At 59.1% G+C, this 23,188-nt stretch carries 27 protein-coding genes; all 27 read left to right on the top strand.

The window, feature by feature from the left end; translation table 11 throughout:
* Positions 1-47: 47 nt before the first annotated feature.
* A complete protein-coding gene (locus tag B5E65_RS03275; RefSeq protein WP_087170346.1) occupies positions 48-956 on the top strand; it encodes an ATPase, T2SS/T4P/T4SS family in 909 nt (302 codons plus the stop codon).
* On the top strand, positions 953-1,426 hold the full coding sequence (locus B5E65_RS03270; RefSeq protein ID WP_087170345.1) for a hypothetical protein: 474 nt from the start codon (positions 953-955) through the stop codon (positions 1,424-1,426). Before B5E65_RS03275 ends, B5E65_RS03270 begins: the two co-directional genes overlap by 4 nt.
* Positions 1,427-1,453: 27 nt before the next feature.
* The gene (gene spoIIIAC / locus B5E65_RS03265) at positions 1,454-1,648 is read left to right on the top strand and encodes a stage III sporulation protein AC (RefSeq protein ID WP_087170344.1); all 195 of its coding nucleotides are present in this window, start codon (positions 1,454-1,456) and stop codon (positions 1,646-1,648) included.
* Positions 1,645-2,034, top strand: coding sequence for a SpoIIIAC/SpoIIIAD family protein (locus tag B5E65_RS03260; RefSeq protein WP_087170343.1), 390 nt, complete (start codon positions 1,645-1,647; stop codon positions 2,032-2,034). Before spoIIIAC ends, B5E65_RS03260 begins: the two co-directional genes overlap by 4 nt.
* A 14-nt stretch (positions 2,035-2,048) precedes the next feature.
* Positions 2,049-3,143 carry a stage III sporulation protein AE gene (locus B5E65_RS03255; RefSeq protein ID WP_158098501.1) on the top strand — a complete coding sequence of 365 codons (1,095 nt, stop codon included), beginning with the start codon at positions 2,049-2,051 and terminating at the stop codon, positions 3,141-3,143.
* A complete protein-coding gene (locus B5E65_RS03250) occupies positions 3,140-3,604 on the top strand; it encodes a hypothetical protein (protein ID WP_087170341.1) in 465 nt (154 codons plus the stop codon). Before B5E65_RS03255 ends, B5E65_RS03250 begins: the two co-directional genes overlap by 4 nt.
* Positions 3,580-4,128 carry a stage III sporulation protein AG gene (locus tag B5E65_RS03245; protein ID WP_143402962.1) on the top strand — a complete coding sequence of 183 codons (549 nt, stop codon included), beginning with the start codon at positions 3,580-3,582 and terminating at the stop codon, positions 4,126-4,128. Before B5E65_RS03250 ends, B5E65_RS03245 begins: the two co-directional genes overlap by 25 nt.
* A gap of 14 nt (positions 4,129-4,142) precedes the next feature.
* The gene (locus B5E65_RS03240; protein WP_087170339.1) at positions 4,143-4,763 is read left to right on the top strand and encodes a SpoIIIAH-like family protein; all 621 of its coding nucleotides are present in this window, start codon (positions 4,143-4,145) and stop codon (positions 4,761-4,763) included.
* A 131-nt stretch (positions 4,764-4,894) separates the two neighbouring features.
* The gene (locus B5E65_RS03235; protein WP_087170338.1) at positions 4,895-5,263 is read left to right on the top strand and encodes an Asp23/Gls24 family envelope stress response protein; all 369 of its coding nucleotides are present in this window, start codon (positions 4,895-4,897) and stop codon (positions 5,261-5,263) included.
* A 95-nt stretch (positions 5,264-5,358) separates the two neighbouring features.
* Entirely contained in the window at positions 5,359-5,793 is a 435-nt protein-coding gene (gene nusB / locus B5E65_RS03230; protein WP_087170337.1) for a transcription antitermination factor NusB, read from the top strand.
* Positions 5,787-6,725, top strand: a complete 939-nt coding sequence (locus tag B5E65_RS03225) for a tRNA (adenosine(37)-N6)-threonylcarbamoyltransferase complex transferase subunit TsaD (protein WP_087170336.1) — start codon at positions 5,787-5,789, stop codon at positions 6,723-6,725. The genes nusB and B5E65_RS03225 overlap by 7 nt, the downstream gene beginning before the upstream one ends.
* Complete coding sequence (xseA, locus tag B5E65_RS03220; protein WP_087170335.1) at positions 6,713-7,939, top strand: exodeoxyribonuclease VII large subunit; 1,227 nt, start codon at positions 6,713-6,715, stop codon at positions 7,937-7,939. The genes B5E65_RS03225 and xseA overlap by 13 nt, the downstream gene beginning before the upstream one ends.
* Positions 7,917-8,141: an exodeoxyribonuclease VII small subunit gene (xseB, locus tag B5E65_RS03215; RefSeq protein WP_087170334.1), complete on the top strand. Its 225-nt coding sequence runs from the start codon at positions 7,917-7,919 to the stop codon at positions 8,139-8,141. Before xseA ends, xseB begins: the two co-directional genes overlap by 23 nt.
* Positions 8,142-8,144: 3 nt before the next feature.
* Entirely contained in the window at positions 8,145-9,020 is an 876-nt protein-coding gene (locus B5E65_RS03210) for a polyprenyl synthetase family protein (protein WP_087170333.1), read from the top strand.
* An 18-nt stretch (positions 9,021-9,038) separates the two neighbouring features.
* Complete coding sequence (locus B5E65_RS03205; RefSeq protein ID WP_087170332.1) at positions 9,039-9,509, top strand: divergent PAP2 family protein; 471 nt, start codon at positions 9,039-9,041, stop codon at positions 9,507-9,509.
* A gap of 23 nt (positions 9,510-9,532) precedes the next feature.
* A complete protein-coding gene (dxs, locus tag B5E65_RS03200; RefSeq protein ID WP_087170331.1) occupies positions 9,533-11,389 on the top strand; it encodes a 1-deoxy-D-xylulose-5-phosphate synthase in 1,857 nt (618 codons plus the stop codon).
* Between the two features lie 2 nt (positions 11,390-11,391).
* Positions 11,392-12,192, top strand: a complete 801-nt coding sequence (locus B5E65_RS03195) for a TlyA family RNA methyltransferase (RefSeq protein ID WP_087170330.1) — start codon at positions 11,392-11,394, stop codon at positions 12,190-12,192.
* A gap of 22 nt (positions 12,193-12,214) precedes the next feature.
* On the top strand, positions 12,215-13,027 hold the full coding sequence (locus tag B5E65_RS03190) for an NAD(+)/NADH kinase (RefSeq protein ID WP_087170329.1): 813 nt from the start codon (positions 12,215-12,217) through the stop codon (positions 13,025-13,027).
* Between the two features lie 7 nt (positions 13,028-13,034).
* A complete protein-coding gene (locus B5E65_RS03185; RefSeq protein WP_087170328.1) occupies positions 13,035-13,517 on the top strand; it encodes an arginine repressor in 483 nt (160 codons plus the stop codon).
* Between the two features lie 9 nt (positions 13,518-13,526).
* A complete protein-coding gene (recN, locus tag B5E65_RS03180; RefSeq protein WP_087170327.1) occupies positions 13,527-15,191 on the top strand; it encodes a DNA repair protein RecN in 1,665 nt (554 codons plus the stop codon).
* A gap of 36 nt (positions 15,192-15,227) precedes the next feature.
* A complete protein-coding gene (locus B5E65_RS03175) occupies positions 15,228-17,216 on the top strand; it encodes a fructose-1,6-bisphosphatase (protein ID WP_087170326.1) in 1,989 nt (662 codons plus the stop codon).
* A 60-nt stretch (positions 17,217-17,276) separates the two neighbouring features.
* A complete protein-coding gene (locus B5E65_RS03170; RefSeq protein WP_481810349.1) occupies positions 17,277-18,023 on the top strand; it encodes a tyrosine-protein phosphatase in 747 nt (248 codons plus the stop codon).
* A 55-nt stretch (positions 18,024-18,078) separates the two neighbouring features.
* Positions 18,079-18,798: a purine-nucleoside phosphorylase gene (deoD, locus tag B5E65_RS03165; protein ID WP_087170324.1), complete on the top strand. Its 720-nt coding sequence runs from the start codon at positions 18,079-18,081 to the stop codon at positions 18,796-18,798.
* Positions 18,798-19,208: a cytidine deaminase gene (locus B5E65_RS03160; RefSeq protein WP_087170323.1), complete on the top strand. Its 411-nt coding sequence runs from the start codon at positions 18,798-18,800 to the stop codon at positions 19,206-19,208. The genes deoD and B5E65_RS03160 overlap by 1 nt, the downstream gene beginning before the upstream one ends.
* Before the next feature lie 208 nt (positions 19,209-19,416).
* The gene (locus tag B5E65_RS03155) at positions 19,417-20,505 is read left to right on the top strand and encodes a BMP family ABC transporter substrate-binding protein (protein ID WP_087170322.1); all 1,089 of its coding nucleotides are present in this window, start codon (positions 19,417-19,419) and stop codon (positions 20,503-20,505) included.
* A 220-nt stretch (positions 20,506-20,725) separates the two neighbouring features.
* The gene (locus B5E65_RS03150) at positions 20,726-22,267 is read left to right on the top strand and encodes a YjjI family glycine radical enzyme (RefSeq protein ID WP_087170321.1); all 1,542 of its coding nucleotides are present in this window, start codon (positions 20,726-20,728) and stop codon (positions 22,265-22,267) included.
* Position 22,268: 1 nt separating this feature from the next.
* Positions 22,269-23,108 (top strand): YjjW family glycine radical enzyme activase, encoded by an 840-nt coding sequence (locus B5E65_RS03145; protein WP_087170320.1) that lies wholly within the window; start codon positions 22,269-22,271, stop codon positions 23,106-23,108.
* Positions 23,109-23,188 lie beyond the last annotated feature (80 nt).

The following is a 23,188-nucleotide window of genomic DNA, read 5'->3' as shown; positions in this document are numbered from 1 at the left end:
CCGTCTGCCCGGCCATATAGTGGGAGCATGGAGAGCGAGGCGAAAAGATGGACGAGTATTACCAGGTTATCCGGCGGTTGCCGGAACAGCTGCAAGCCCGGCTGGCCACGCTGCCGTCCGGTGAAGCGCCCGGCGTGCGGGAGATCCGGCTGCGCAGCGGCCGCCCGGCCGAACTGCGGGGCGAACGAACACTCTATCCGGACAGAGCAGGCGGCTTTTGTGACGATCCGGCCGGTTCTCCGGCACTGACCCACTCCCAGCTGCAGGAATGCTTTTATGCATTGTGCGGCCAGTCGGTTCACAGCCGCGCGCCGGAACTCCGGCAGGGCTTTGTCACCCTGCCAGGCGGCCACCGGGTCGGCGTGGCAGGAATCCCGATCCGGGAAGAAACCGGCCTCATCGCCGGGTTCAAGACGGTAACTTCGCTGAATCTGCGGATTGCCCGCCGCTGCAGCGTTTCTCTTTCGCCCGAAGCGGCGCAGGCCCTGCAAAATTTTACCGGGCTTCTGGTAGCCGGACCGCCCGGCAGCGGAAAAACCACCCTGCTCCGGGCTGTTGCCGCTCAGTTGTGCCGGATGGGCCAAACGGTGGCGGTTGTGGACGAGCGGTGTGAGTTGTTTCCTTGCGGAATGCAGGGCTTTGCGTTTGAGCTGCCGCTCCACTGTGACGTTCTGTCTGCCTGGCCAAAGGCGCGGGGCATTCTGCAGGCGGTGCGCACCCTGTGCCCTGATGTAATTCTGTGTGACGAACTGGGGGACGGGGAAGAGGTCCGCGCCGTTATGCAGGGGCTTCACGCAGGGGTACGGTTCGTGCTTACGGTGCACGCCGCAAGCAGGGAGGACCTTTCCCGCCGTCCGCCCCTGCGGGAACTGACCTCCACCGGCGCTTTTGATCGGCTGATCCTGCTGGAGAGCAGCCTGCATCCGGGCCGGATACGGCAGGTGATGGGCCTGTGAGCGGCGGGGTGCTGCGCCTGGCCGGGGCGCTTCTGGCACTTTCGGCCGGGTATGGGTGGGGCACCGCCCGTGTGGAGCAGGCACGCCGCCACACCCAGGCGTTGGACGAAATGGGCCGTGTGCTGGATTTTATCCGCGCGGCGATCCTGTACCGGGAGATGGATTCCGCCGAAATTCTGCACCAGCTTCGCGCGCAAATGCCGTTGGCATGGCTTTGCGAAAGCGGAGACGCGCTGTGCACGGTGCATCCGCCCACGGTGCTCCCGCCCTGCCAGTATGCGGTATTCGCCGAATGTTTTGCAGGCCTTGGCCGCTGCGGTACCCGGGAAACCGTGCGCCGTCTGGACTACTGCCTGGCGCGCTGCGCCGAGTTCCGGGCCTGTGCCGGGCGGGAAGAAGAAAAAGCAAAAAAACTGTATCGCCAGGCAGGACTGTGCCTGGGGGCGCTGGCGGTGCTGTTTCTGCTGTAAAAACAAGGGATCGGGAGGCGGCATTGCATGGATATTGACCTTGTATTCAAGATCGCAGCCATCGGGATTATCGTGGCGGTGCTGAACCAGCTTCTGATACGCTCCGGGCGGGAAGATCAGGCCATGATGACCACGCTGGCCGGGCTGATCGTGGTGCTTTCCATGATGGTGAAGGAGATCAGCGAACTGTTTGTCACCATCAAAACACTCTTTAACCTGTGAGTGCCGCGCAGATAGGCGCCGTAGCCGGTGTTGCCATCGTCACAGTCGTGCTGGCGGTTCTGCTGCGGCCGTATTCGCCGGTGTATGCACTGCTGGCATCGCTGGCAGGCACCGTGGTTCTTCTGGCCTGGATGCTGCCCTATGCGGCGCAGGCGTTGGAATGGCTGGAAAACTTTTCGGTTTATCTGCTGCGGGAGGAATTTATCTGTCTGATCCGGGCGGCAGGCATTGCACTGGTGGCACAAACGGCGCAGGACCTTTGCAAAGATGCAGGAATGACGGCAATGGGGGCCAAGGTGGAACTGGCGGGACGCTGCATGATCCTGCTGTCGGCCCTGCCCATGCTGCAGCGGGTGGTGGATGTATGGAGTCGATTGCTTCAATAAACAAAGGGGGCGTTTTGAGAAGAAAGCGTTTCCGGCTTTGCCGCCTGCTGGCCATGGTGCTGCTTGTGGCGGCGGGGATCGTGTTCTGCCCGGCCGTATATGCTGAGGAAATGGACACGCCTCCCCAGATTCAGGAATATCTGGACGAGCCGGAAATCAGCGCAGAGGAGTTTTCCTCTATGTCCCTGCCTGAACTCATCGCTGCCCTGTGGAAGACCGTTTCCGGTGAATTCCTGGCCCCATTCCGCCTGTTGGGACAAATCGGCGCGCTGCTTTTGCTGGCTTCGGCCGCGCTTACCTTTGCGCCTTCGGACGGCTGGCGGCAGTGTATTGAACTCATCGCGGTGGCAGGCTGCTTTCTGCTGTCGGCAGACGGCACGCTGGAACTGGTCGGTCAGGTATCCGCCGCGATTTCCGACTGGCGGCTGTACCTGGCAAGTTTCCTTCCCATCTTTGCCGGGGTCATGGTCAGTTGCGGCCAAAGTGCCGGGGCTCTGGTCTGCACGGGCCTGTTCTTTTCCATGGCGTCCCTGTCCGCCCAACTGATCTGCAGTGTAGCCATGCCGTTGGTGCGGGCCTATCTGGCGCTGAACAGCGCAGCCGGTATCAGCGGTGTGCCGCCGCTGCAAGAGGCTACCCAAGGGCTTACCCGCTGTGTGCGCAGCCTGCTGCGGGGTGTTTCCGTTGGCTTTGCCGCGGTACTGGGGCTGCAGAACACGCTTGCCGCCCAAAGCGATAATCTGGCCATGCGGGCGGGCGGCGCAGTGCTGAGCAGCAGCATTCCGGTGGTGGGTGCGGCGGCTCAGGACGCCATGGCCAGCGTGCTGGCCGGTTTGCGGGTGGTAAAAGGCTCGCTTGGGTTTGCGGCCATCGCTGTACTGGCGGCGGCATTCCTGCCGCTGTTCGCAAGGTGCCTGGTCATGCGTTTGGTGCTGGCGGCTGGCGGCCTGCTGGCCAAAGCCTTTGGGCTGCCCCGCAGTGGTGCTGTGCTGGAGGGCGCGGCAGAGGGGGCGGGGCTCTGCCTGTCCTTTCTGGTGTTTTTCTTTATGCTGGTCGTATTGTCCACCGCGCTGATGATTGCAACCGGAACAGGAGGCTTGTTTGGATGAATGAACTGCTTCGCCAATGGGCGGGGGGAATCTGTGCCGGGTGTATGCTGGCCGGTGCTGTCCAGGTCTTGCTGCCGGCCAGCCGGCATACCGCAGTCATAAAAAATATAGCGGTGCTGTATATTGTATTGGCCATTCTTTCTCCGATAAACACGTCTGTAAAGCCGTCTGGCATTACAGATCAATTTGACATCGAACCGGAGATCCTCTATGACACAAAGGCGCTTGGAAATGGCAAAACGGAAGATGTACTGGCAAATGCCTTTACAGATGAACTGGCATCCTGCGGCGTACAGGCACAGGTGGAGGTAAGGCTGACCGGCCTGCCTGACGGAACGCAGACCCTTGCTGTTCAGGCCTGTGCCCCCACCGAGGCGCAAGCCCGGGCGGCAGAGCTGCTTTTGCGGGAATGGGTCGGAGAAAGGGGGACGGTGGAATGCCAAACACAAACAGCACAATAGATCGGCAGGCGCTGGCCAGATTGGCAGCGGGCGCCGTAAAGAAGCCGGGCCTGCTGTTTGCCCTGGGTCTGGCCGGAATGGCACTGATTTTATTCGCTGACCTGTTTGACCCGGGAGACAGCAAAACTACCGAGACAGGTGAAGCAACGGCGGCTTTCTCCGGTTCTGCGGAGCTGACCGAGTACGCAGACCGGCTCTCCTCCCGGATGGAAGAACTGCTCTCCGGCGTGGAGGGCGCGGGGGAGACCCGGGTCATGATCACCCTGGAAAGCAGCGAGGAAACCATCTACGCACTGGACGAAAAGCGCGGCGACGCGGAAAGCTACGAGTGGAGCCATGTGATTCTGGATGACGGCACAGGGGACTCGGCATTGGTGGAAACCACCTGGCTGCCTGAGGTGCGCGGTGTTGCGGTGGTTTGCCAGGGCGGAGATGACGCGGCGGTCCAGGCGCGTCTCACAGAGATGGTCTCGGTTCTGTTGGGGGTATCCACCAACAGGATCAGCATAGCAAAAATGAGTTGACGGAGGCAATGAAGATGAGAACTGGAAAGCATAGTCAGAAACTCACGGTGCTCACGCTGGCGGTGGCGCTGGCGGTGGCGGTATACCTGAACTGGGAATATGCCCGCACAGGCGATATTGCGGTGGAACCCGACGCCGCCCAGACCTCGGCAACAGCGGAGGACGCCGTGGTGGTGGATGCGCTTCCGGTAGCGGAGCAGACCGCCGCCGGCGAGGAATCCGCTACGGGGGATAAAAACTATGGGGAAGCCCAGCTGGTGAGCGTGACCGAGAGCACCGGCACGGAGTTTTTTGAACAGGCCCGCCTGAGCCGGACCAAATCCCGGGACGAAGCGCTGGACACCCTGCAGAAAAGCCTGAAAAGCGCCAAACTGACGGACGAAGAGAAAGAAAATCTTACCGCGCAGCTGTCCAGCCAGATCGACAGCATTGCCGCGGAAAACGAGATCGAAACGCTTCTCAAGGCCAAGGGTTTTGTGGACTGTGTGGTGTTTATCGGCGAGGACAAGGTGGACGTAACCGTTATGACCACCAATGCCCAGCTGGGGCAGAGTGAAGTTGCGCAGATCCGGGACGCCGTTCTGGAGCGGTGCGAAGTTGCCGCGCAGGACATTACCGTGGTGGAGGTGCGCTGAACCCGCCGGAAAATCGGTTGCGAAATGTGAATAAGAGTGGTATAATAGGCAACAACAATGAAAAAGAACGGCAAACGGCTCCGTGCGGGCCGGTGATCCGTTTCGCAAAGATTTTGTAGGAGGGCTTTTCCATGGAAGTGAAAGACCAGAACCTCGTGGGCGGAAGTCTGCAGATCTCTACCGATGTGATTGCCAAGATCGCCCGTCTGGCCGCGCTGGAGGTAGACGGTGTGCGGGAGGTCAAAGCCTGCCCGTACAGCATGAAAAGCCTTTTGGGCCGGCTGGCGACACCCAAGCCTGTAGAGGTCACCCTGCAGGATGAGGTGGCCGAGATCACGGTGAATGTGACCATTGCCTATGGTGCCCGCATCCCGGCTTTGAGCGAAAAGGTCCAGCAGAACGTCAAGGCGTCTGTGCAGAACATGACCAGCATTACCGTCTCCCGGGTCAATGTGGTGATCACCGGTGTGGGCGTGGAAATGCCGGACGGGGAAGAATAAAACCAGCAGAAAAAGACGCGTCTCTCCGTCGGCCGGGCCCGGTTGCTGCGGGAACCTCACCGGCGGGGGGCGTATTTTGTGTGTAAGGAGAAAATATGGAACAGAAACTGCCCCGGCGCGCTGCCCGGGAAAATGCTTTTATCGCCGCGTTCAGCACCTCGTTTGATGTGGGAACGCTGGAGGAAGTGATTGAATTCAGCCGTCAGGATGGGGAATACCCGGTGGATGACTTCGGCGAATCGCTGCTGCGTGCCTGCGCGGCCCATGCTGCCGAGATCGACGCTCTGATCGAGCCCCGGCTCAAGGGCTGGACCATGGCTCGCCTGCCCCGCGTCAGCCTGACCCTGGTTCGTCTGGCTGTGGCCGAAATGCTTTATGGGGAAGAAAAGCTGCCCGGCGTGGCGATCAACGAAGCCGTGGAGCTGGCCAAGAAATACGGCGGTGAAGAAGATTACCAGTTTGTCAACGGCCTGCTGGGCTCCATCGCCCGGGACATGGCACAGGACAGTGAGGCACAGCCCGTATGCTGACCCTGGGCATCGACACAAGCAATTACGCAACCTCCCTGGCGGTGTTCGACACCGCCGCCGGGGAGGTTGTTTGTGATAAAAAGAAATTTTTGCCCGTCCGTCCGGGCCAGCTGGGGCTGCGCCAGAGCGAGGCGCTGTTTCATCATACCCAGGCACTGCCCGAAATGCTGCGGGAACTGGCGGCCCAGGTTGACCTGACCGCGATCGGCGCGGTGGGCGTGTCGGAAAAGCCCCGCCCGGTGGAGGGCTCCTATATGCCCTGCTTTACGGCGGGGATCAGCGCCGCCTGGGCTTTCGCTGCGGGGCGCGGCATCCCGGTCCATTATACCACCCATCAGCAGGGGCATATTGCCGCCGCTATTTTTGCGGCGCAGCGCCCGCAGCTGTGGGAGCAGCCGGTGCTGGTATTCCATATCTCCGGCGGCACCACGGATCTGCTTCTCCGCCGGCCGGACGGCAGCGTGGAAACTCTGGGTACCAGCACCGACCTGTATGCAGGCCAGGCTGTGGACCGCATCGGCGTCCGGCTGGGTTTTGCATTCCCGGCGGGGGAGCAGGTCTCCCGTCTTGCTGCCGAATGCGACGAAGAAATTCGTCCCCGCGCCACGGTGCGCGGGCTGGAATGCAGCCTGTCCGGGCTGGAAAACCAGTGCGCCCGTCTGCTGGAGCAGGGCAAATCCCCGGCGTATGTCTGCCGGTATTGCCTGCTCTGCGTAGGAGAAACTGTGATCCGGATGACCCGGGAAGCCCTGCGGCTGCATCCCGGCCTGCCGGTGGTCTGCGCCGGCGGTGTTATGAGCAGCCCGGTAATCCGGGACTATGTGCAGCGCCGTCTGCCGGATGTATGCTTTGTGCCCGGACGTTTTTCGTCCGATAATGCCATTGGCGTGGCGGTGCTGGCCGCCAGAGAGGAGACCGTATGCCCCAGGTAATCGGCATAACAGCTCTGAACCGGTATGTCAAATCGGTGCTGGAAGGGGATGCCGTCCTGGCGGATCTGGCGCTGCGGGGCGAGATCGCAAACTTTGTGCGCCATGCCAAAAGCGGCCACTGCTACTTTTCTTTGCGGGATGCGCAAAGCAGCGTCAAGGCAGTTATGTTCAGCCGGGACGCTGCCCGTCTGGCATTCCGCCCGCAGGATGGCATGCAGGTCGTGGTTCGCTGCCGGGTCAGCCTGTACGAGCGGGACGGTGCCTTTCAGGTGTATGTGCGCGATCTGATGCCGGACGGCATCGGCGCTGCGCAGATGGCCTTTGAAGAACTGAAAGCCCGTCTGGCGGCAGAAGGACTGTTCCGCCCGGAGGCAAAGCAGCCGCTGCCGCCCATGCCCTCCTGTGTGGGGGTGGTCACTTCCGGTACGGGGGCGGCACTGCAGGATATTCTGCAGGTGATCGGCCGCCGCTGGCCGTTGACCCGGCTGCTTGTCGCTCCGGTCAACGTGCAGGGCAGGGAAGCCGCCGCCCAGATCGCCGGCGGAATCCGTGCCCTGGATGCAGATGGCCGGGCCCAGGTCATCATTGTGGCCCGGGGCGGCGGTTCCCGGGAGGACCTGTGGGTGTTCAACGACGAGGGGATTGCCCGCGCCGCTTTTGCCTGCCGCACGCCGTTGATTTCGGCGGTAGGGCATGAGATTGACTATACGATCCTGGATTTTGTGGCGGATATGCGGGCCCCCACCCCCTCTGCGGCTGCGGAACTGGCAGTGCCCGACCAGGCACAGATTCGCCGCGCACTTGCAGAGATTTATGATAAAATGCATAAAAATATGCAAGACAGACTGCATTTATGCTATAATGATACTGTTACGGCCCGTCAGAATTTGGCGGACCTTTCTCCTCTGCACGGCATTGAGCAGCGCAGAGCCTGGCTGGATAACAGTTGCCGGCAGCTGAGCAGCCGGATGGAAACCTGCTGCCGGGCTGCCCAGACCCGTTTTGCCCACAGCCTGCAGGTATTGGATTCGCTGAGCCCGTACCGGGTTCTGGCCCGCGGCTACTGCATCCCGGAAACCCGGACCGGCAAAAGCCTGTGTCTGGCTCAGCAGCAGCCGGGCCAGCAGCTCTGGCTGCGCGGCGATGGTTGCCGCGCCCGTTGCCGCATAGAAAGCATTGAGGTCAAACAGAATGAAGACACCGAAAAACTTTGAACAGGGGATGAGCCAGCTGGAACAGCTGCTGGATAAACTGGCCGACCCGGATACCACCCTGGACCAGTCCATCGCCCTGTACAGTCAGGCGGCGCAGCTGGTGCAGTTCTGCGAAGAATCCCTTGCCCAGGCCAAGCTGCAGATTGAGCAGATTGACCAGACGCTGTTGGCTGCGTCGCCCAAACAAACAGAGGAGGACTGACCCATGGATATGCCGGAGTACGCACGGTACCAAAAACTGGCGGAAGACCGCCTGCAGACATTGTGCGAAACCTATCTGCCGGAGGATTCACAGGTTTGCCGGGCTGCCCGGTACAGCCTGATGGGCGGCGGCAAGCGGGTGCGCGCTGTTCTGGTGCTGGCCGTGTGCGATATGCTGGGCGGCGACATTGAGGCTGCATCCTGGCTGGCAGGCGCTGTGGAAATGCTGCATGCCTACTCCCTGATCCATGACGATCTTCCCTGCATGGATGATGACGATTTCCGGCGCGGCCGCCCCTCCTGCCACAAGCAGTTTGGGGAAGCCACCGCCCTTCTGGCCGGCGATGCGTTGCTGACCACTGCTTTTGAGGTGATCGGGGATGCGCCGCTTTCCGAGCAGGCCCGCACCGCTGCCGTGCAGGCGCTGGCCCATGGCGCCGGTGCAAGGGGCATGGTGCTTGGTCAGGAACTGGATATCGCCTGGGAGGGCAAGCCGGCCACCGACGAAGTGCTGCGCCGTATTCACCGGAACAAGACCGGGGCGCTGATCAACGCGGCGGTGCAGATGGGCGCGGCTGCTGCAGATGGAACCGCCGAACAGCGGCAGGCGCTGGAGACGTTCGCCTATGGGCTGGGACTTGTGTTCCAGATCGTAGATGACGTGCTGGATGTTACTTCAACGGCAGAGCAGCTTGGCAAACCCATCGGCAGCGATGCGGAAAACGGAAAGACCACCTTCGCAACCCTGTATGGTCCCGAAGGTGCACAGCGCCTGGCACAGCAGGTCAATGAAGAGGCCTGCACCGCCCTGAACGGCTTTGGCCCCCGGGCGGAATTCCTGCGCCGGATGGCCGGAGCGCTGCTGGAACGTAAAAAGTAAGGAGTGAGCAAAACAGGTATGGAGTGGATCAAACTCGTCTACAGCTGGAACATCATACTCAGCATCTCGCTGATCGGATGGCTTGTGGCCCAGGTGCTCAAAACGCTCATCAACTTTTGGGTGATCGGCGAGTTTGACCTGGAACGTATGTGGGGAGCAGGCGGTATGCCCAGCGCCCATTCCAGCACGGTCTGTTCCATGCTGATCGCTACCGGGCGGTATGTGGGGGTGCACTCGCCTATGTTTGCCATGGCCTTTGTGCTGGCGGTAATCGTTATGTATGACGCTATGGGCGTCCGGCGTGAAACCGGTGAGCAGGCCAAGGTCCTGAACCGGATTCTGAACCAGTGGATGGACGACAATGCCCGCAATGCGCCGATCTTTGCGGACAAGAAACTGAAGGAAATGGTTGGCCATACACCCTTTGAGGTGCTCAGCGGTGCTGTGCTGGGCATTCTGATCGGGTTTATTCTGCCGGTCAACCTGTAATCCTGTACTCGGAGGTCATGCATATGCCCTATCCGCTTCTGGACCGGATCAACAGTCCGCAGGAGCTGAAAAAGCTGTTTCCGGAACAGCTGCCCCTGCTCTGTCAGGAGATCCGGGATTTTCTGATTCACAGCGTATCCCGCACCGGCGGCCACCTGGCTTCCAATCTGGGCACGGTGGAACTGACGGTTGCGCTTCATTATGTTCTCAACACCCCGCAGGACAAATTCGTTTTCGATGTGGGGCACCAGTGCTATACCCATAAATTGCTTACCGGCCGCCGCAGCGGTTTTGAAAAACTCCGCCAGGAGGGCGGTTTGTCCGGGTTCCCTTCGCCGTCCGAAAGTGAGCACGATGCCTTTGTGGCCGGGCACGGGAACACGGCGATTTCCGCCGCCATCGGCATGGCCCAGGCGAAAAAGCTCAAAGGTGAGCCGGGCAAAGTGGTAGCCCTGGTAGGGGATGGCGCTTTCACCGGCGGCATGGTGTACGAGGGTATGAACAATGTGGATACCCTCAATAATCTTATTGTCATCCTGAACGACAATAAGATGTCGATTTCCAAAAACGTGGGTTCTGTGGCCCGTTATCTTACGGTGCTGCGTACCAATCCGCAGTATAACCAGGCCAAAGCCCGGATGGAAACGTTCCTGGATCATATCCCGGTTCTGGGGGAAGTACTGGTGCGCGCGCTGCAGGCCTGTAAACGGGCGCTGCGCCGTACCATTTACCACTCCACCATGTTTGAGGAGATGGGGTTCCAGTACATTGGCCCGGTGGATGGCCACGATACGGCACGCCTTGTTGAGTTGCTGCAAAACCTGCAGAACCAGGTGGCCCCGGTTTTTCTGCATGTGGTGACTGTAAAGGGAAAGGGCTTTAAACCAGCTGAGGAAAATCCGGGTGAGTTCCACGGTGTGTCGTCGTTTGATACCGACCACCTGCCGGATCCGGATGTGGCGCCCGCCGCCTCGTTCTCCACGCAATTTGGCATGCAGCTGGTGCGCCTGGCGGAGCAGGACGGCCGTATCTGTGCCATTACGGCTGCAATGAAATATGGTACTGGTTTGCAGTATATGTACCGCCGTTTTCCGGAGCGTTTCTTCGACGTGGGCATGGCGGAGCAGCATGCGGTTACCTTTGCGGCCGGTCTGGCCAGCCAGGGCCTGCTGCCGGTGGTAGGAATCTACTCCACCTTCCTGCAGCGATCCTTTGATCAGGTGATCCATGATGTGCGGCTGATGGGGCTGAACGTGCTGTTCGCCGTGGACCGGGCCGGTCTGGTGCCGGGGGATGGCGAGACCCATCAGGGCATCTATGACCCTGCGTATCTGAGCCAGGCGGGCGTGCCGGTTTGGTCTCCCTGCAACTATGCGGAGCTGGATCACTGGCTGGCGGAACTTATGAAAGAACCGAATGGGCCTCGCGCGATCCGGTACCCCCGGGGCGGCGAAACCCCGGCATTGGCTGCGCTGGGATGCTCCGGCAAACCCTATGACCAGCTGGTCAGAACGGACAACGCCGCTGGTGTCTTGATCAGTTACGGCAGTGAAACGGCGGATGTGCTGGAGGCCGGGCAGCAGCTGGCTGCCGCCGGTCAGGCCGTGGATGTATATAAGCTGGTGCAGATCTATCCGCTGCCGGATGGGCTTGTGCGTGAACTTGGCCGCTATGATACCCTGCTGTTTGCGGAGGAGTGCGTTGCCACCGGCGGTATTGGCCAGCAGCTGCAGGCCGCGCTGCTTACAGCGGGCTGGCACGGCCGGTTTATTCATCGGGCCGTTACCACCAACAAGATTGACCATGCGGATGTTTCCCGCCTGAAAGCCCAGCTGGGGCTGGATGCGGCGGCTCTGCGAAAAAGCTGGGAGGATTTATAACTTTGAAGATACGGCTGGATCAATATCTGTGCCAGAATGGCCTGGCGCAGAGCCGGGAACGGGCCAAAGCCCTGATTATGGCGGGTGTGGTGTTTGTCAACGAGCAGAAATGCGACAAGGCAGGCGACATGATCCCGGAAGATGCCAAGGTAGAGGTACGCGGCCATGATATCGGATATGTAAGCCGCGGCGGGCTGAAGCTGGAAAAGGCCATGCAGGTGTTCCCGGTACATCCGGCGGGCAAAGTCTGCATGGACATCGGTGCTTCCACCGGCGGTTTTACCGATTGCATGCTGCAGAATGGTGCTACCAAGGTGTATGCTGTGGACGTGGGGTATGGGCAGCTTGCCTGGTCGCTGCGCACCGATGCCCGGGTCGTCAATATGGAACGCACCAACATCCGCAATGTTACGCCGGATATGCTGGCGGAACCGGTGGAGTTCTTCAGCGTGGACGTATCGTTTATCTCTCTCAAACACATTTTTCCTGTGGCAGCCCGTATCTGTGTGCCCCAGGCCGATGGCGTCTGCCTGGTCAAGCCGCAGTTCGAAGCCGGCCGGGAAAAGGTCGGTAAAAAGGGCGTTGTGCGGGAACCCGAAACCCATCTGGAGGTGCTGCTGCAGGCGATGGAGCACGCCACCACCAACGGCTTTTCGGTGCTGGGGCTGGATCATTCGCCAATCAAAGGCCCGGAAGGCAATATTGAGTTTTTGATGCATGTGCAGCGCTCGGAATCCCCGACGGCGCTGGACGAGAGTATAGCCCGGGATCTGGTGCGGCGCGCCCACGAAACCCTTGACTGATCTTCGCGGGAGGCGTCGAACTATGACCGTATACATGGTACTCAACCAGCAAAAACCGGAGGCGTTGCAGGTCGCCGAACAGGCCGCTGCCATTCTGCAGCAGCAGGGAGCCTGTACGGTCTGGCCGGATGCCGACCCGGCCCGGGACGAAGCGGCACTGGCTTCTGCCGATGCCGTACTCACCATTGGCGGCGACGGTACCATTCTGCATACGGCCCGGCGCACCCAGCCGTATGGCATTCCTATTCTGGGAATCAATCTGGGGCGGGTCGGCTTTCTGGCTACCTGCGAGATTGAGGAGATGCCCTCCAAACTGGCCCGGCTGGCAGCCGGTGACTATCAGCTGGACAGACGGATGCTGCTGCGGGCCCGCTGCGATGCCTGGGAGCAGACCGCGCTGAACGATGTGGTTCTGTACAAAGGCTGGCGGATGCAGACCATTGAGTTTGCTGTCTGGTGTGACGGTACGCTGGTGAACCGGTATCGGGGGGATGGCGTGATCGTGGCCACCCCCACCGGCTCTACAGCCTATTCTTTGAGTGCAGGCGGCCCGATTCTGGATGCGCGTATTGGCGGGATGGTGGTTACCCCCATCTGCGCCCACAGCCTGCAAAGCCCGCCCATGGTATTCAGCGCCCAGCGCCGTCTGACCATCCGGGTGGGGGAATACACCGGCAGCGATCCGGTTTGCGTGTCGGCCGACGGGGCCGGCGACCATAGCCTTTCTCCCGGCGCTCAGGTTGAGATCAGCCTGGCGGACAGTCACCTGGATCTGATCAGCTTTAACCCGGCTGATCAGTTTATGGCCATAGACAAAAAACTGAAAGGTCGGTGAACCAACCGTGAAAAGCAAACGTCAGCAGGTGATCCTGCAACTGATCGAAGAGCATCCCATCGACCGGCAGGAAGAGCTGCTGCAGCGGCTCAAGGCAGCCGGCTTTGAGGTGACCCAGGCCACGGTTTCCCGGGATATCCGGGAGCTGGGCCTGATCAAAACTGCGGCCAGCGGCGGGGGATACCGCTACGTTACGCCTGCAAACCAGAATGCCTTTACACCGCATTCTGCCAGCCGCTTTGAGACGATTTTCCGGGAATCGGTGCTGCGGGTGGACAATGCCGGCCATGTGGTGCTGGTCAAGTGCTATTCCGGTATGGCCAATGCGGCTTGCGGCATGTTTGACGCCATGCCCTGGCAAAATGTGGTGGGTACGCTTTCCGGCGATGATACCTTCCTGATCCTGATGCGCACGGAAGAGGACGCCAAGACCATCACCCAGCAGCTTAATCAGTATATTTCGCCCCATATGCCGGGCGCAGCGAGGTGAACAGCCCAAATGCTTTCCAGCCTGAAAATTGAAAATGTGGCGGTCATTGAAAAGGCACAGGCACAATTCACCGCCGGGCTGAACGTGCTCACCGGCGAAACGGGTGCCGGCAAGTCCATTCTGATTGATTCCATCAATGCGATCCTGGGTAACCGTACCTCCCGCGATCTGGTGCGTACCGGCGCGGCTAAAGCCTGTATCTGGGCTACCTTTACCGACCTTTCTCCCCGTACCCGTGCCTTACTGGAAGAGGCCGGCTATGAAGCAGAGGACGAACTGCTTCTTTACCGGGAAATCAGCGCGGAGGGAAAAGGCGGCTGCCGCATCAATGGTATGCCTGCTACGGCAGCGGTGCTTCGCGAAATTGGCGGAAGCCTGATCAACATTCATGGCCAGCACGACAGCCAGAGCCTGACCAATCCGGCACGCCATCTGGCGCTGCTGGATACCTTTGCGCAGGATCAGGCCCAGTTGGAGGAATACCAGACACTGTATCGCCGGCTGATTCGCGTCAAGCGCCAGATGGATGCGCTGGAGATGGACGAGACGGAAAAGCAGCGCCGCATTGAGGTGCTGCAGTTTCAGCTGCAGGAGATTGAAGAAGCACGCCTGCAGCCCGGCGAAGAAGAACAGCTGCAGGCGCGCCGGCGGGTGCTGTCTCATGCGCAGACCATTGCCCAGCAGCTGAGCGCTGCCCACGCGGCCCTGTCGGGAGATGATGATGCGGCCGGTGCGGCGGACGGCCTGGGGGCTGCCTGCGGCGCAATGGAGCAGGCAGCCGCGCTGGACCCGGATCTGCAGTCTCTCGCCGAGAAGCTGAACGAATACTATTATGGTGTGCGGGATCTGGCGGAAGAACTGGCCCAGCGCCTGGAAAGCACCGATGCCGAACCGGGTGAACTGGACCGCATTGAAGAGCGCCTGGACTTGATCTACCGTCTGCGCCAGAAATATGGTACAGACCTGGAGGGTGTGCTTGCCTTTGCGGACAAAGCCCGCACCGAGTTGGAGACTATCCAGACCAGCCAACAGCAGCTGGAGGAACTGGCCGTCCAGAAACAGCAGCTTTACCAACAGGCCAAACAGGCCGCTGAGATGCTTACCAAGGCACGCCTGGCGGCATTTGATGCCCTGCAGGGACAGCTGGTGGAGGCGCTTACTTTCCTGAACATGCCGGGAATCCGGTTTGTGCTGCAGCACAGCCGTGGCCCGCTGGCTCTGGCCGGGCAGGATTCGGTGGAGTTCTATATCTCGGCCAATGCCGGCGAAGACCCCAAACCGCTGGCCCGCATCGCGTCCGGCGGTGAGCTGTCCCGTATTATGCTGGCCTTGAAAAGCGCGCTGGCGGATAAGGACGATATTCCCACGGTGATCTATGATGAGATCGACACCGGCGTTTCCGGCCTTGCGGCCGGGCGTATCGGGGAAAAGCTGCGCCAGACCTCCCGTGGCCGGCAGGTCTTGTGCATTACCCATACCGCGCAGATTGCCGCGCTGGCAGATACCCATCTGCTGATTGCCAAACAGGTGGAGGGATCCCGCACCTATACCCAGATTCACCCGCTGGATGAACAGGGGCGTGTGGAAGTTCTGGCCCGGATTATCTCCGGCGACCATGTAACCGAGCTGAGCCTGGCCAACGCCCGGGAAATGCTGCAGCAGAGAAGATCCTGACCGGGGCACTTCCCCGGAAAATACAAGGAGGCGTATATGGAGCCGCAGACCGTTACCGATCAGGTTCGGAAAAACCTCAAATACCTTTCTCTGCTTGCGCGGGAATATCCCACCATTGCAGCGGCCTGCAGCGAGATCATCAACCTGCAGGCAATCCTGCGCCTGCCCAAGGGCACCGAGCATTTCATGAGCGATCTGCACGGGGAATATGAGGCGTTTACCCATATCCTGAACAACGCTTCCGGCGTTATCAAGGAAAAGGTGGATCGGGTTCTGGGCCCGTCGGTGCCGGATGAAGAACGCGCAGAATTTGCCACCCTGATCTATTATCCGACGCAGAAACTGGATGAGCTGAAAGCCGGCTGCGACGACCTGGATGCCTGGTACCGAAAGACGCTGTACCGGCTGATTGACGTCTGCCGCATGGTGTCCTCCAAGCATACCCGCAGCTTTGTGCGCAAGCGTCTTCCGCCTGCCTTTTCCTACATTCTGGACGAGCTTCTCCACGCACATTTTGAGGACCACGACAAGGAATTCTACTATGAGCAGATTCTGGCCTCCATTATCGACGTGGATCAGGCCGATGAGTTCATTGAGGCCCTTTGCCAGCTGATCAAAACACTGGCTGTTTTTAAGCTGCACATTGTGGGAGACATCTTTGACCGGGGTCCGCGTCCGGATATCATTATTGATCATCTGATGGCCCACCATTCGGTGGACATCCAGTGGGGCAACCACGATGTGGTATGGATGGGGGCAGCGGCGGGCAGCCCGCTCTGCATTGCCACCGTGCTGCGCACCACCCTTGCTTACAACAATCTGGAAGCCCTGGAAGACGGGTACGGCATCAACCTGCGTCCGCTGGCCCTGTTTGCTGAGGCGGAATACCAGAACTGTGACATTCACCGGTTCTATCCCCATGTGGACGAGGCCCGCGGTCCCTATCATCCCTCTGAACTGGCCCGGGTTGCCCGGATGCACAAGGCGATTTCCCTGCTTATGTTCAAGCTGGAATGCCAGGTGATTGACCGGAACCCGGATTTTGAACTGGGAGAGCGGGATTTCCTGCGCCGCATTGACTACAATACCCGCACGGTCCTGATTGAGGGAAAACGCTACCCCATGCTGGATATGGATTTCCCCACAGTGGACCCATCGGATCCGGCTCGGCTTACCGCCAGTGAACAGCAGGTGATGAATACATTGTGCCGAAGCTTTACCCAGAGCGAGCGGCTGCAGCGGCATGTTCGTTTCCTGTATGCCAAGGGCGGCGTCTATCATCTTGAAAACGACAATCTGATGTTCCATGGTGCAGTGCCGCTGGCGGAAAGCGGCGGCTTTGCCATCGAGACCTTCGAGAACCGCAGCTATGCAGGACGTTCGCTGATGGACTATTGCGATGAGCGGGCGCGCCGCGGATTCTTTGCCCCGGAGGGCAGCGCTGCCCGTCAGAGCGGTGAGGACTTTTTGTGGTATCTCTGGTGCGGAAAGCTCTCGCCCCTGTACGGCCGGGACAAAATGACCACCTTTGAGCGGCTGTTTGTAGCGGACGAGGCCACCCACAACGAGCGTAAAAACCCGTACTACCGCTTTATTAACGATACTCGTATGGCCCGGGCTATTTTGGCGGAATTCGGCCTGAACCAGGGTCATTGCCACATTGTCAACGGTCATGTGCCGGTGCGCGCCGTGGAGGGGGAGACTCCCATCAAAGGCGGCGGCAAACTGATCGTGATTGACGGAGGCTTCTGCCGTGCATATCACGAAAAAACCGGCATTGCCGGATATACGCTGGTTTACAACAGCCATGGGCTGAGCCTGCGTGTGCATGAGCCTTTTGAAAGTACCGAAAAAGCCATCCGCGAGAATAAGGACATCCTGTCCAGTGTGGATATGTTTGAAACCACGGAGCGGCGGATTCTGGTAGGCGACACCGATGAGGGCAGAAAACTGGCTGCTAATGTACGTGACCTTAAACTGCTGGTGGCCGCCTATAAATCCGGTCTGGTAAAGGAAAAACAGTAAACGGTGCAAAGCCGGGAGGTGATACCTGTGCAGCAGAAAGAATGCGAACCGGGAACGCCGCTGCCCTTTGAAGGGGCAGACAACTTCCGGGAACTGGGCGGTTATCCCGTGAGGGACGGCCGCCGGGTGCGGCATGGAATTTTCTGGCGTTCCGGTGCGCCGGCCAAACTTATGTCCGAACACGACAGACAGTTGTTTGAGAGCCTGGGCATCCGCACAATCTTCGACTTTCGCTCCGCGGCGGAACGGAACTATCTGCCGGATCCTGCTTTTCCCGGGGTGACCTTGTATGAGATTTCAGCGATTCTGGATGAAAACGGCAATGAGGTGAACTTCGATCCCCGGGAACTGGCTGCCCAGGGCCATGATGCGGCGCGCCGCTATCTGGAACAGGGTATTCCCCGGATCTATCGGAAATTGCCTTTTGCCAATCCGGCATACCGTAAACTGTTTGCCTGTCTGCTGGCGGGGGAGGTGCCGGTTCTGTTTCACTGTACAGCCGGAAAAGACCGCACCGGAATGGCGGCCGCGCTCATCCTGCTGGCGCTGGGTGCAGACAGGGAGACGATCCGGCAGGATTATCTTCTCACCAACCGCTGGCGGGCAGACACGATCCGGGCTGCCCAGGCCGCACAGCCGGAACGGGCCGATGATCTGGCCCTGTTGATGGGGGTGCGGATGGAGGATTTGGATACAGCGCTGGACGCTATTGACCGTGCCTATCCAAACCCGGAAGCCTATCTGCAGGCGGAACTGGGGCTGGACGCGGCCGCGCTCCAAACCCTTCGCACAATGTATCTGGAGTGATTCGGCTTTTGCCGGGGCTCCAGCAGTCAATTATACAACAAAGGAGAGATTACCCATGAGTACACCCCACAACCGGGCCGAAAAAGGCCAGATCGCGGCAACTGTTCTGATGCCGGGCGACCCTCTGCGCGCCAAGTTTATCGCCGAGACCTTCCTGACCGATCCCGTACTGTTCAATGATGTGCGGGGCATGCTCGGGTATACCGGCACGTATCAGGGCAAGCCGGTCAGTGTAATGGGCAGCGGTATGGGCATGCCCAGCATCGGAATTTACTCCTACGAACTCTATACCCAGTATGATGTGCAAAACATCATCCGCATTGGTTCGGCGGGCTCGTATACCCCCAAGGCTGCGCTTTTTGACGTGGTCCTGGCCACCGGTGCCTATTCGGAAAGCAGCTTTGCCCGTACCCAGAGCGGCTGCACCGACGACATCATCCTGCCCAGCGAAACCCTGAATGACCGTCTGCGGGCCAGTGCCCGGGCATTGAATATCCCTCTCATCGAGGGGATTATCCACTCCAGTGATGTTTTCTATCGCCATGACGACCGCACCAATCCCACCTACTGGGAGGCCCTGCGGGATGAGAAGGGCTGCGTGGCGGTGGAAATGGAAAGCTTTGCCCTGTTCCACAATGCCCACGTTCTGGGCAAAAATGCCGCCTGCCTGATCACCATTTCGGACAGCTTTGTGGACAGCCGTGTCACCACCGCGGAAGAGCGGCAGACCAGCTTTACCAACATGATGAAGATCGCACTGGGGGCTGTGGAGTAATGGAGAACAGGGAACTGGTTCGCATGGCCATTGCGGCACGCGAAAATGCCTATACGCCGTATTCGCATTTCAAGGTGGGCGCAGCGCTTCTTGCCAAAGACGGGCGCGTATTCACCGGCTGCAACATTGAGTGTGCCAGCTACAGTCCCACCAACTGCGCCGAGCGTACCGCTTTGTTCAAGGCTGTAAGCGAAGGCGCACGGGAATTTTCGGCGATTGCTGTTGTGGGCTGGAAAGAAGGGGAGAAATGCACCTCCTTTGCAGCGCCCTGCGGCGTATGCCGGCAGATGCTGTTTGAGTTCTGCGGGCCGGATATGCCGGTGATTATGGCCAAAAGTGAAGAGGATACCCTGGTTATGACACTGGGAGAGCTGCTTCCGGTCGGTTTTGGCCCCGACAATCTTCTCTGACCCGGATGGCTCTATACCGCCAATTTCACGGCTTGTTAATATTTTGTAACTGTCGCAGTTTGTGACAAACTGTTGAAATTGGCAGACTAAAAGACTATACTTTTACTGTTACCGCGGTACAGAATTTACCATACCGCGTATCCGCTCCGGCCGGGCGCGCTGTTGCGTCCGCGCAGGAAAAATCGAACAGGAATAGGAGAGTACAAGCATGAAAAAGATTATTGCTCTGATTCTGGCTCTTGTCATGGCTCTGTCTCTGGTGGCTTGCGGCAGCACTGGTAGTTCCAGCAGCGTTGCGGGCAACTCCCAGAGCAACGCCGGCAGCGAAGCTGGTTCCGAGGGCGGCGAGGCCCTGGAGTCCATCAAGGTCGGCATGGTTACCGACGTGGGCGGCGTAAACGATAAGTCCTTCAACCAGACCTCCTGGGAAGGCCTGCAGGCTCTGGCCGCTGAGTATCCCAACATTGAGGTCAACTACCTGGAGTCCAAGACCGATGCGGACTATCAGTCCAACATCGAGACCTTCATGGACGAGGGCTATGACCTGATCATCTGCGTGGGCTACATGCTGGCGGATGCCACCCGTGAGGCGGCCGAGGCCAACCCCGATCAGAAGTTCGCCATCATCGACGACGCTACCATCGACCTGCCCAACGTGGCTTGCCTGATGTTCTCTCAGGCTGAGGCTTCCTACCTGGTAGGTATCGTGGCCGGCATGATGACCGAGACCGATACCGTGGGCTATGTCCAGGGCATGGTTTCCGATTCCATGAACCAGTTCGGCTGCGGCTTCATCGCTGGCGTCAAGGCTGCCAACGAGAACGCTACTGTCCTGCAGTACAATGCCAACAGCTTCGGCGATCCCGCTGCCGGTGGCACCGCTGCCAAGGACATGATCACCAAGGGCGCTGACGTTATCTTCCACGCTGCGGGCGGCACCGGCAACGGCGTTATCGAAACCTGCAGCACCGAAGGCATCTACGCCATCGGCGTTGACACCGACCAGTCTTCTCTGGCCCCCAACACCGTTATCACCTCCGCTATGAAGCGCGTGGATACCGCTGCGCAGGACATCTCTCTGGCTGTCCTGAACGGCACCTTCACCCCGGGCGTGCACCTGTACAGCCTGGAGAACGGCGGCGTTGACCTGGCTCCCACCCGCGATCTGCTGCCTGAAGAGGTGATCGCGGCGGTTGAGGATGCCAAGACCAAGATCATCGCTGGCGAAATCACCGTTCCTTCCACTCCGGAAGAACTGGGCGGCGGCCTGTTCACCCTGGCTGAGGAAGCTGCGTAAAGAGTTTTCTCTTTAAAAATCAGCATCTGAAAAGTGCCCGGCACATTTTTGTGCCGGGCACTTTTTTCTGTGATTTTTTTGCTCATTTTGCAAATAAATATCGTGAAATATGCTGGAATTGACAGCGCAATTCACAATTTAAGTTGAAATTTTTCCTGTTTTTTAGTACAATAGAAAAGTCATAAGATTGTTTTGTGTTGATTCGGGAGGACACTTGCAGATGAGACCCATTTCCATGGAAACCGTTGAAGAGAAGCGCCGTGAAATTCTGGCTACAATCCAGGACAAAACCGCTTCTCACGAACAAAAGGTCACCTATCTGGCACGCCATGCCGAGAATTTTTTGACCGTGATTGATGAGCCGGAAGAGCTCGATGCGCTGATGCGCTGCCCGCAGCCGGAACGCTGTATCTGTAATCTGTTTGAAGGGGATGCACCTTACCGGCCCCGCTATATCTGCCCGGACTATCCCAAGTTCCTGAAACAGGGCAGTGAGTTTTTGCAGCTGGACGTGCCGAAGGACCTGTGGGAGGCGCTTAACAACCTGCTGATTCTGTACCACAATGTACCCAGCATTACCAATTATCCGGTGTATATTGGCGATCTGGACACCTTGCTGGAGCCTTATGTGAGCCAGGTGGATGATGAAACCGCCAAAAAAGCGCTGCGTCTGTTCTTTATCCAGATTGACCGCACCATTCTGGATTCCTTCTGCCATGCGGACATTGGCCCGGCGGATACCCGTGCCGGCCGCCTGATCATGGAGGTGGAAGCAGAACTGGAGGATGCTGTGCCGAACCTGACCATGCGGGTCAGCCAGGATACGCCGGATGAATTCCTGCTTGCCGGTGTGAAGTGCGCGTTGCGCTCGGCCAAACCCAGCTTTGCCAATGACAGAATGTTCCGGGGCGAACTGGGGGATAATTACTGCATTGCCAGCTGCTACAATGGCCTGTACAAGGCGGGCGGCTCGTATACGCTTTGCCGCCTGCTGCTGCATGGCATTGCCAAGCGCTCCTCCGGCATCGAGGATTTCAAAAAGAATCAGTTGCCCTATGTAATGGATGTAATGGCCCGGTACATGGATGCCCGCATCCGGTTCCTGGTGGAGGAAAGCGGCTTCTTTGAAAGCAATTTCCTGGTTCGGGAAGGACTGATCCAGCGTGAAAACTTTACCGCGATGTTCGGCCTTGTTGGTCTGGCGGAATGCGTGAATACCCTGCTGGAAAAAGACGGCCGCGAAGGCCGGTTCGGGCACAGTGCCGAAGCGGATGCGCTGGGCGTAGAGATTATGGAGCAGATTGCCGCTTTCAATCAGGCGCATCAGGCCCCTTATTGTGAAGCTACCGGCGGACACTTCCTGCTGCATGCACAGGTGGGTATTGACAGCGACAAGGGCAGCAGCCCCGGAACCCGTATTCCGGTTGGAGAAGAGCCGGCAGAGCTGGTGGATCACCTGAAGAACATCAACCTGTTCCACAAGTATTTCCCCTCCGGAACCGGCGATATCTTCCCGGTGGACATGACAGTGCACAAGAATCCCCAGTTTGTCTTTGACGTGATTCGTGGGGCATTCCAGCTGGATATCCGCTATCTGTCTTTCTACAACAGCGACAGCGACGTGGTTCGGGTGACCGGTTATCTGGTCAAGCGTTCCGAGATGGAAAAGCTTGCTGCCGGGCAGAATGTGCGCCAGAACACTACCGGCCTGGGTCTGGGCGCTTCCACAAACTGCAAAGCGCTGAATCGACGGGTACGCTGATTTGGAGGCGCTGGTTAACAAAATCATCCCGTTCAGTTCGGTGGACGGCCCCGGAAACCGCACCGCCATTTTTCTGCAGGGATGCAATTTTTCCTGTTTATACTGCCACAATCCGGAAACCATTCAGCTTTGCCGTGCCTGCGGCATTTGCGTGGATAAATGCCCAACCGGCGCGCTTTGTCTGGAAAACGGCCAGGTTCGGTATGATTCTGCTTTGTGTGTCTACTGCGATACCTGCTTTAAAAGCTGTCCGCACAGCGCTTCGCCCCGGGTACGCAGCATGACACCCCGGCAGGTCATGGAAGAAGTCTCCCGTAACCAGCCGTTTATCCGCGGCATTACGGTATCCGGTGGGGAATGTACCCGCCAACGGGACTTTCTGGTGGAGTTCCTTACGCTGGCCGGACAAGCCGGGCTGGATACCTTGCTGGACAGCAATGGAAGCTATGACTTTTCAGCAGATCCGGAACTGATGTCTGTTACCGGTGGGGTAATGCTGGATGTAAAAGCCTGGGATCCGGCAGAGCATCAGCGGGTTACCGGTCAGGACAACCGCCAGGTGCTGGCGAACCTTTCCTGGCTGGCGCAGGCGGGTAGACTGGAAGAAGTACGTACCGTGGTGGTGCCGGAACTTTTCGACGCGGAACAGACGGTGCGGGAAGTGTGCCGGGTAGTTGCGCCGCATATTGCAAAGCGCAACACCCGCTATAAAATCATCTGCTACCGGCCTTTCGGGGTCCGGCAGGAATATCGCGGGCTTACCCCTCCCTCCGGGGAACTGCTTGCGCATCTTTGTCAGCTGGCTCAAAGCTGCGGGGTGCCCAACGCAGTCGTAGTGTAAAAGTCCGCTGTGGACCGAAATTTTCGCATGGACCGCTGTTTTGGCCGGCACGTGCGGAACAAGTTAAAAGACAGGCTGCA

The organism is Gemmiger sp. An120 (genome assembly GCF_002160955.1).
In the GTDB taxonomy this organism is placed as follows: Bacteria; Bacillota; Clostridia; order Oscillospirales; family Ruminococcaceae; genus Gemmiger_A; species Gemmiger_A avium.
Note: the sequence above shows the minus strand (reverse complement) of the source record. Positions and strands in the feature narration are given on the sequence as shown.

Excerpts from the sequence above, each read along its gene's own strand:
- B5E65_RS03275 (WP_087170346.1), top strand. The coding sequence starts at position 48 with ATGGACGAGTATTACCAGGTTATCCGGCGGTTGCCGGAACAGCTGCAA.
- spoIIIAC (WP_087170344.1), top strand. The coding sequence starts at position 1,454 with ATGGATATTGACCTTGTATTCAAGATCGCAGCCATCGGGATTATCGTG.
- B5E65_RS03250 (WP_087170341.1), top strand. The coding sequence starts at position 3,140 with ATGAATGAACTGCTTCGCCAATGGGCGGGGGGAATCTGTGCCGGGTGT.
- B5E65_RS03245 (WP_143402962.1), top strand. The coding sequence starts at position 3,580 with ATGCCAAACACAAACAGCACAATAGATCGGCAGGCGCTGGCCAGATTG.
- B5E65_RS03240 (WP_087170339.1), top strand. The coding sequence starts at position 4,143 with ATGAGAACTGGAAAGCATAGTCAGAAACTCACGGTGCTCACGCTGGCG.
- B5E65_RS03235 (WP_087170338.1), top strand. The coding sequence starts at position 4,895 with ATGGAAGTGAAAGACCAGAACCTCGTGGGCGGAAGTCTGCAGATCTCT.
- nusB (WP_087170337.1), top strand. The coding sequence starts at position 5,359 with ATGGAACAGAAACTGCCCCGGCGCGCTGCCCGGGAAAATGCTTTTATC.
- B5E65_RS03225 (WP_087170336.1), top strand. The coding sequence starts at position 5,787 with ATGCTGACCCTGGGCATCGACACAAGCAATTACGCAACCTCCCTGGCG.
- xseA (WP_087170335.1), top strand. The coding sequence starts at position 6,713 with ATGCCCCAGGTAATCGGCATAACAGCTCTGAACCGGTATGTCAAATCG.
- xseB (WP_087170334.1), top strand. The coding sequence starts at position 7,917 with ATGAAGACACCGAAAAACTTTGAACAGGGGATGAGCCAGCTGGAACAG.
- B5E65_RS03210 (WP_087170333.1), top strand. The coding sequence starts at position 8,145 with ATGGATATGCCGGAGTACGCACGGTACCAAAAACTGGCGGAAGACCGC.
- B5E65_RS03205 (WP_087170332.1), top strand. The coding sequence starts at position 9,039 with ATGGAGTGGATCAAACTCGTCTACAGCTGGAACATCATACTCAGCATC.
- dxs (WP_087170331.1), top strand. The coding sequence starts at position 9,533 with ATGCCCTATCCGCTTCTGGACCGGATCAACAGTCCGCAGGAGCTGAAA.
- B5E65_RS03190 (WP_087170329.1), top strand. The coding sequence starts at position 12,215 with ATGACCGTATACATGGTACTCAACCAGCAAAAACCGGAGGCGTTGCAG.
- recN (WP_087170327.1), top strand. The coding sequence starts at position 13,527 with ATGCTTTCCAGCCTGAAAATTGAAAATGTGGCGGTCATTGAAAAGGCA.
- B5E65_RS03175 (WP_087170326.1), top strand. The coding sequence starts at position 15,228 with ATGGAGCCGCAGACCGTTACCGATCAGGTTCGGAAAAACCTCAAATAC.
- deoD (WP_087170324.1), top strand. The coding sequence starts at position 18,079 with ATGAGTACACCCCACAACCGGGCCGAAAAAGGCCAGATCGCGGCAACT.
- B5E65_RS03160 (WP_087170323.1), top strand. The coding sequence starts at position 18,798 with ATGGAGAACAGGGAACTGGTTCGCATGGCCATTGCGGCACGCGAAAAT.
- B5E65_RS03155 (WP_087170322.1), top strand. The coding sequence starts at position 19,417 with ATGAAAAAGATTATTGCTCTGATTCTGGCTCTTGTCATGGCTCTGTCT.
- B5E65_RS03150 (WP_087170321.1), top strand. The coding sequence starts at position 20,726 with ATGAGACCCATTTCCATGGAAACCGTTGAAGAGAAGCGCCGTGAAATT.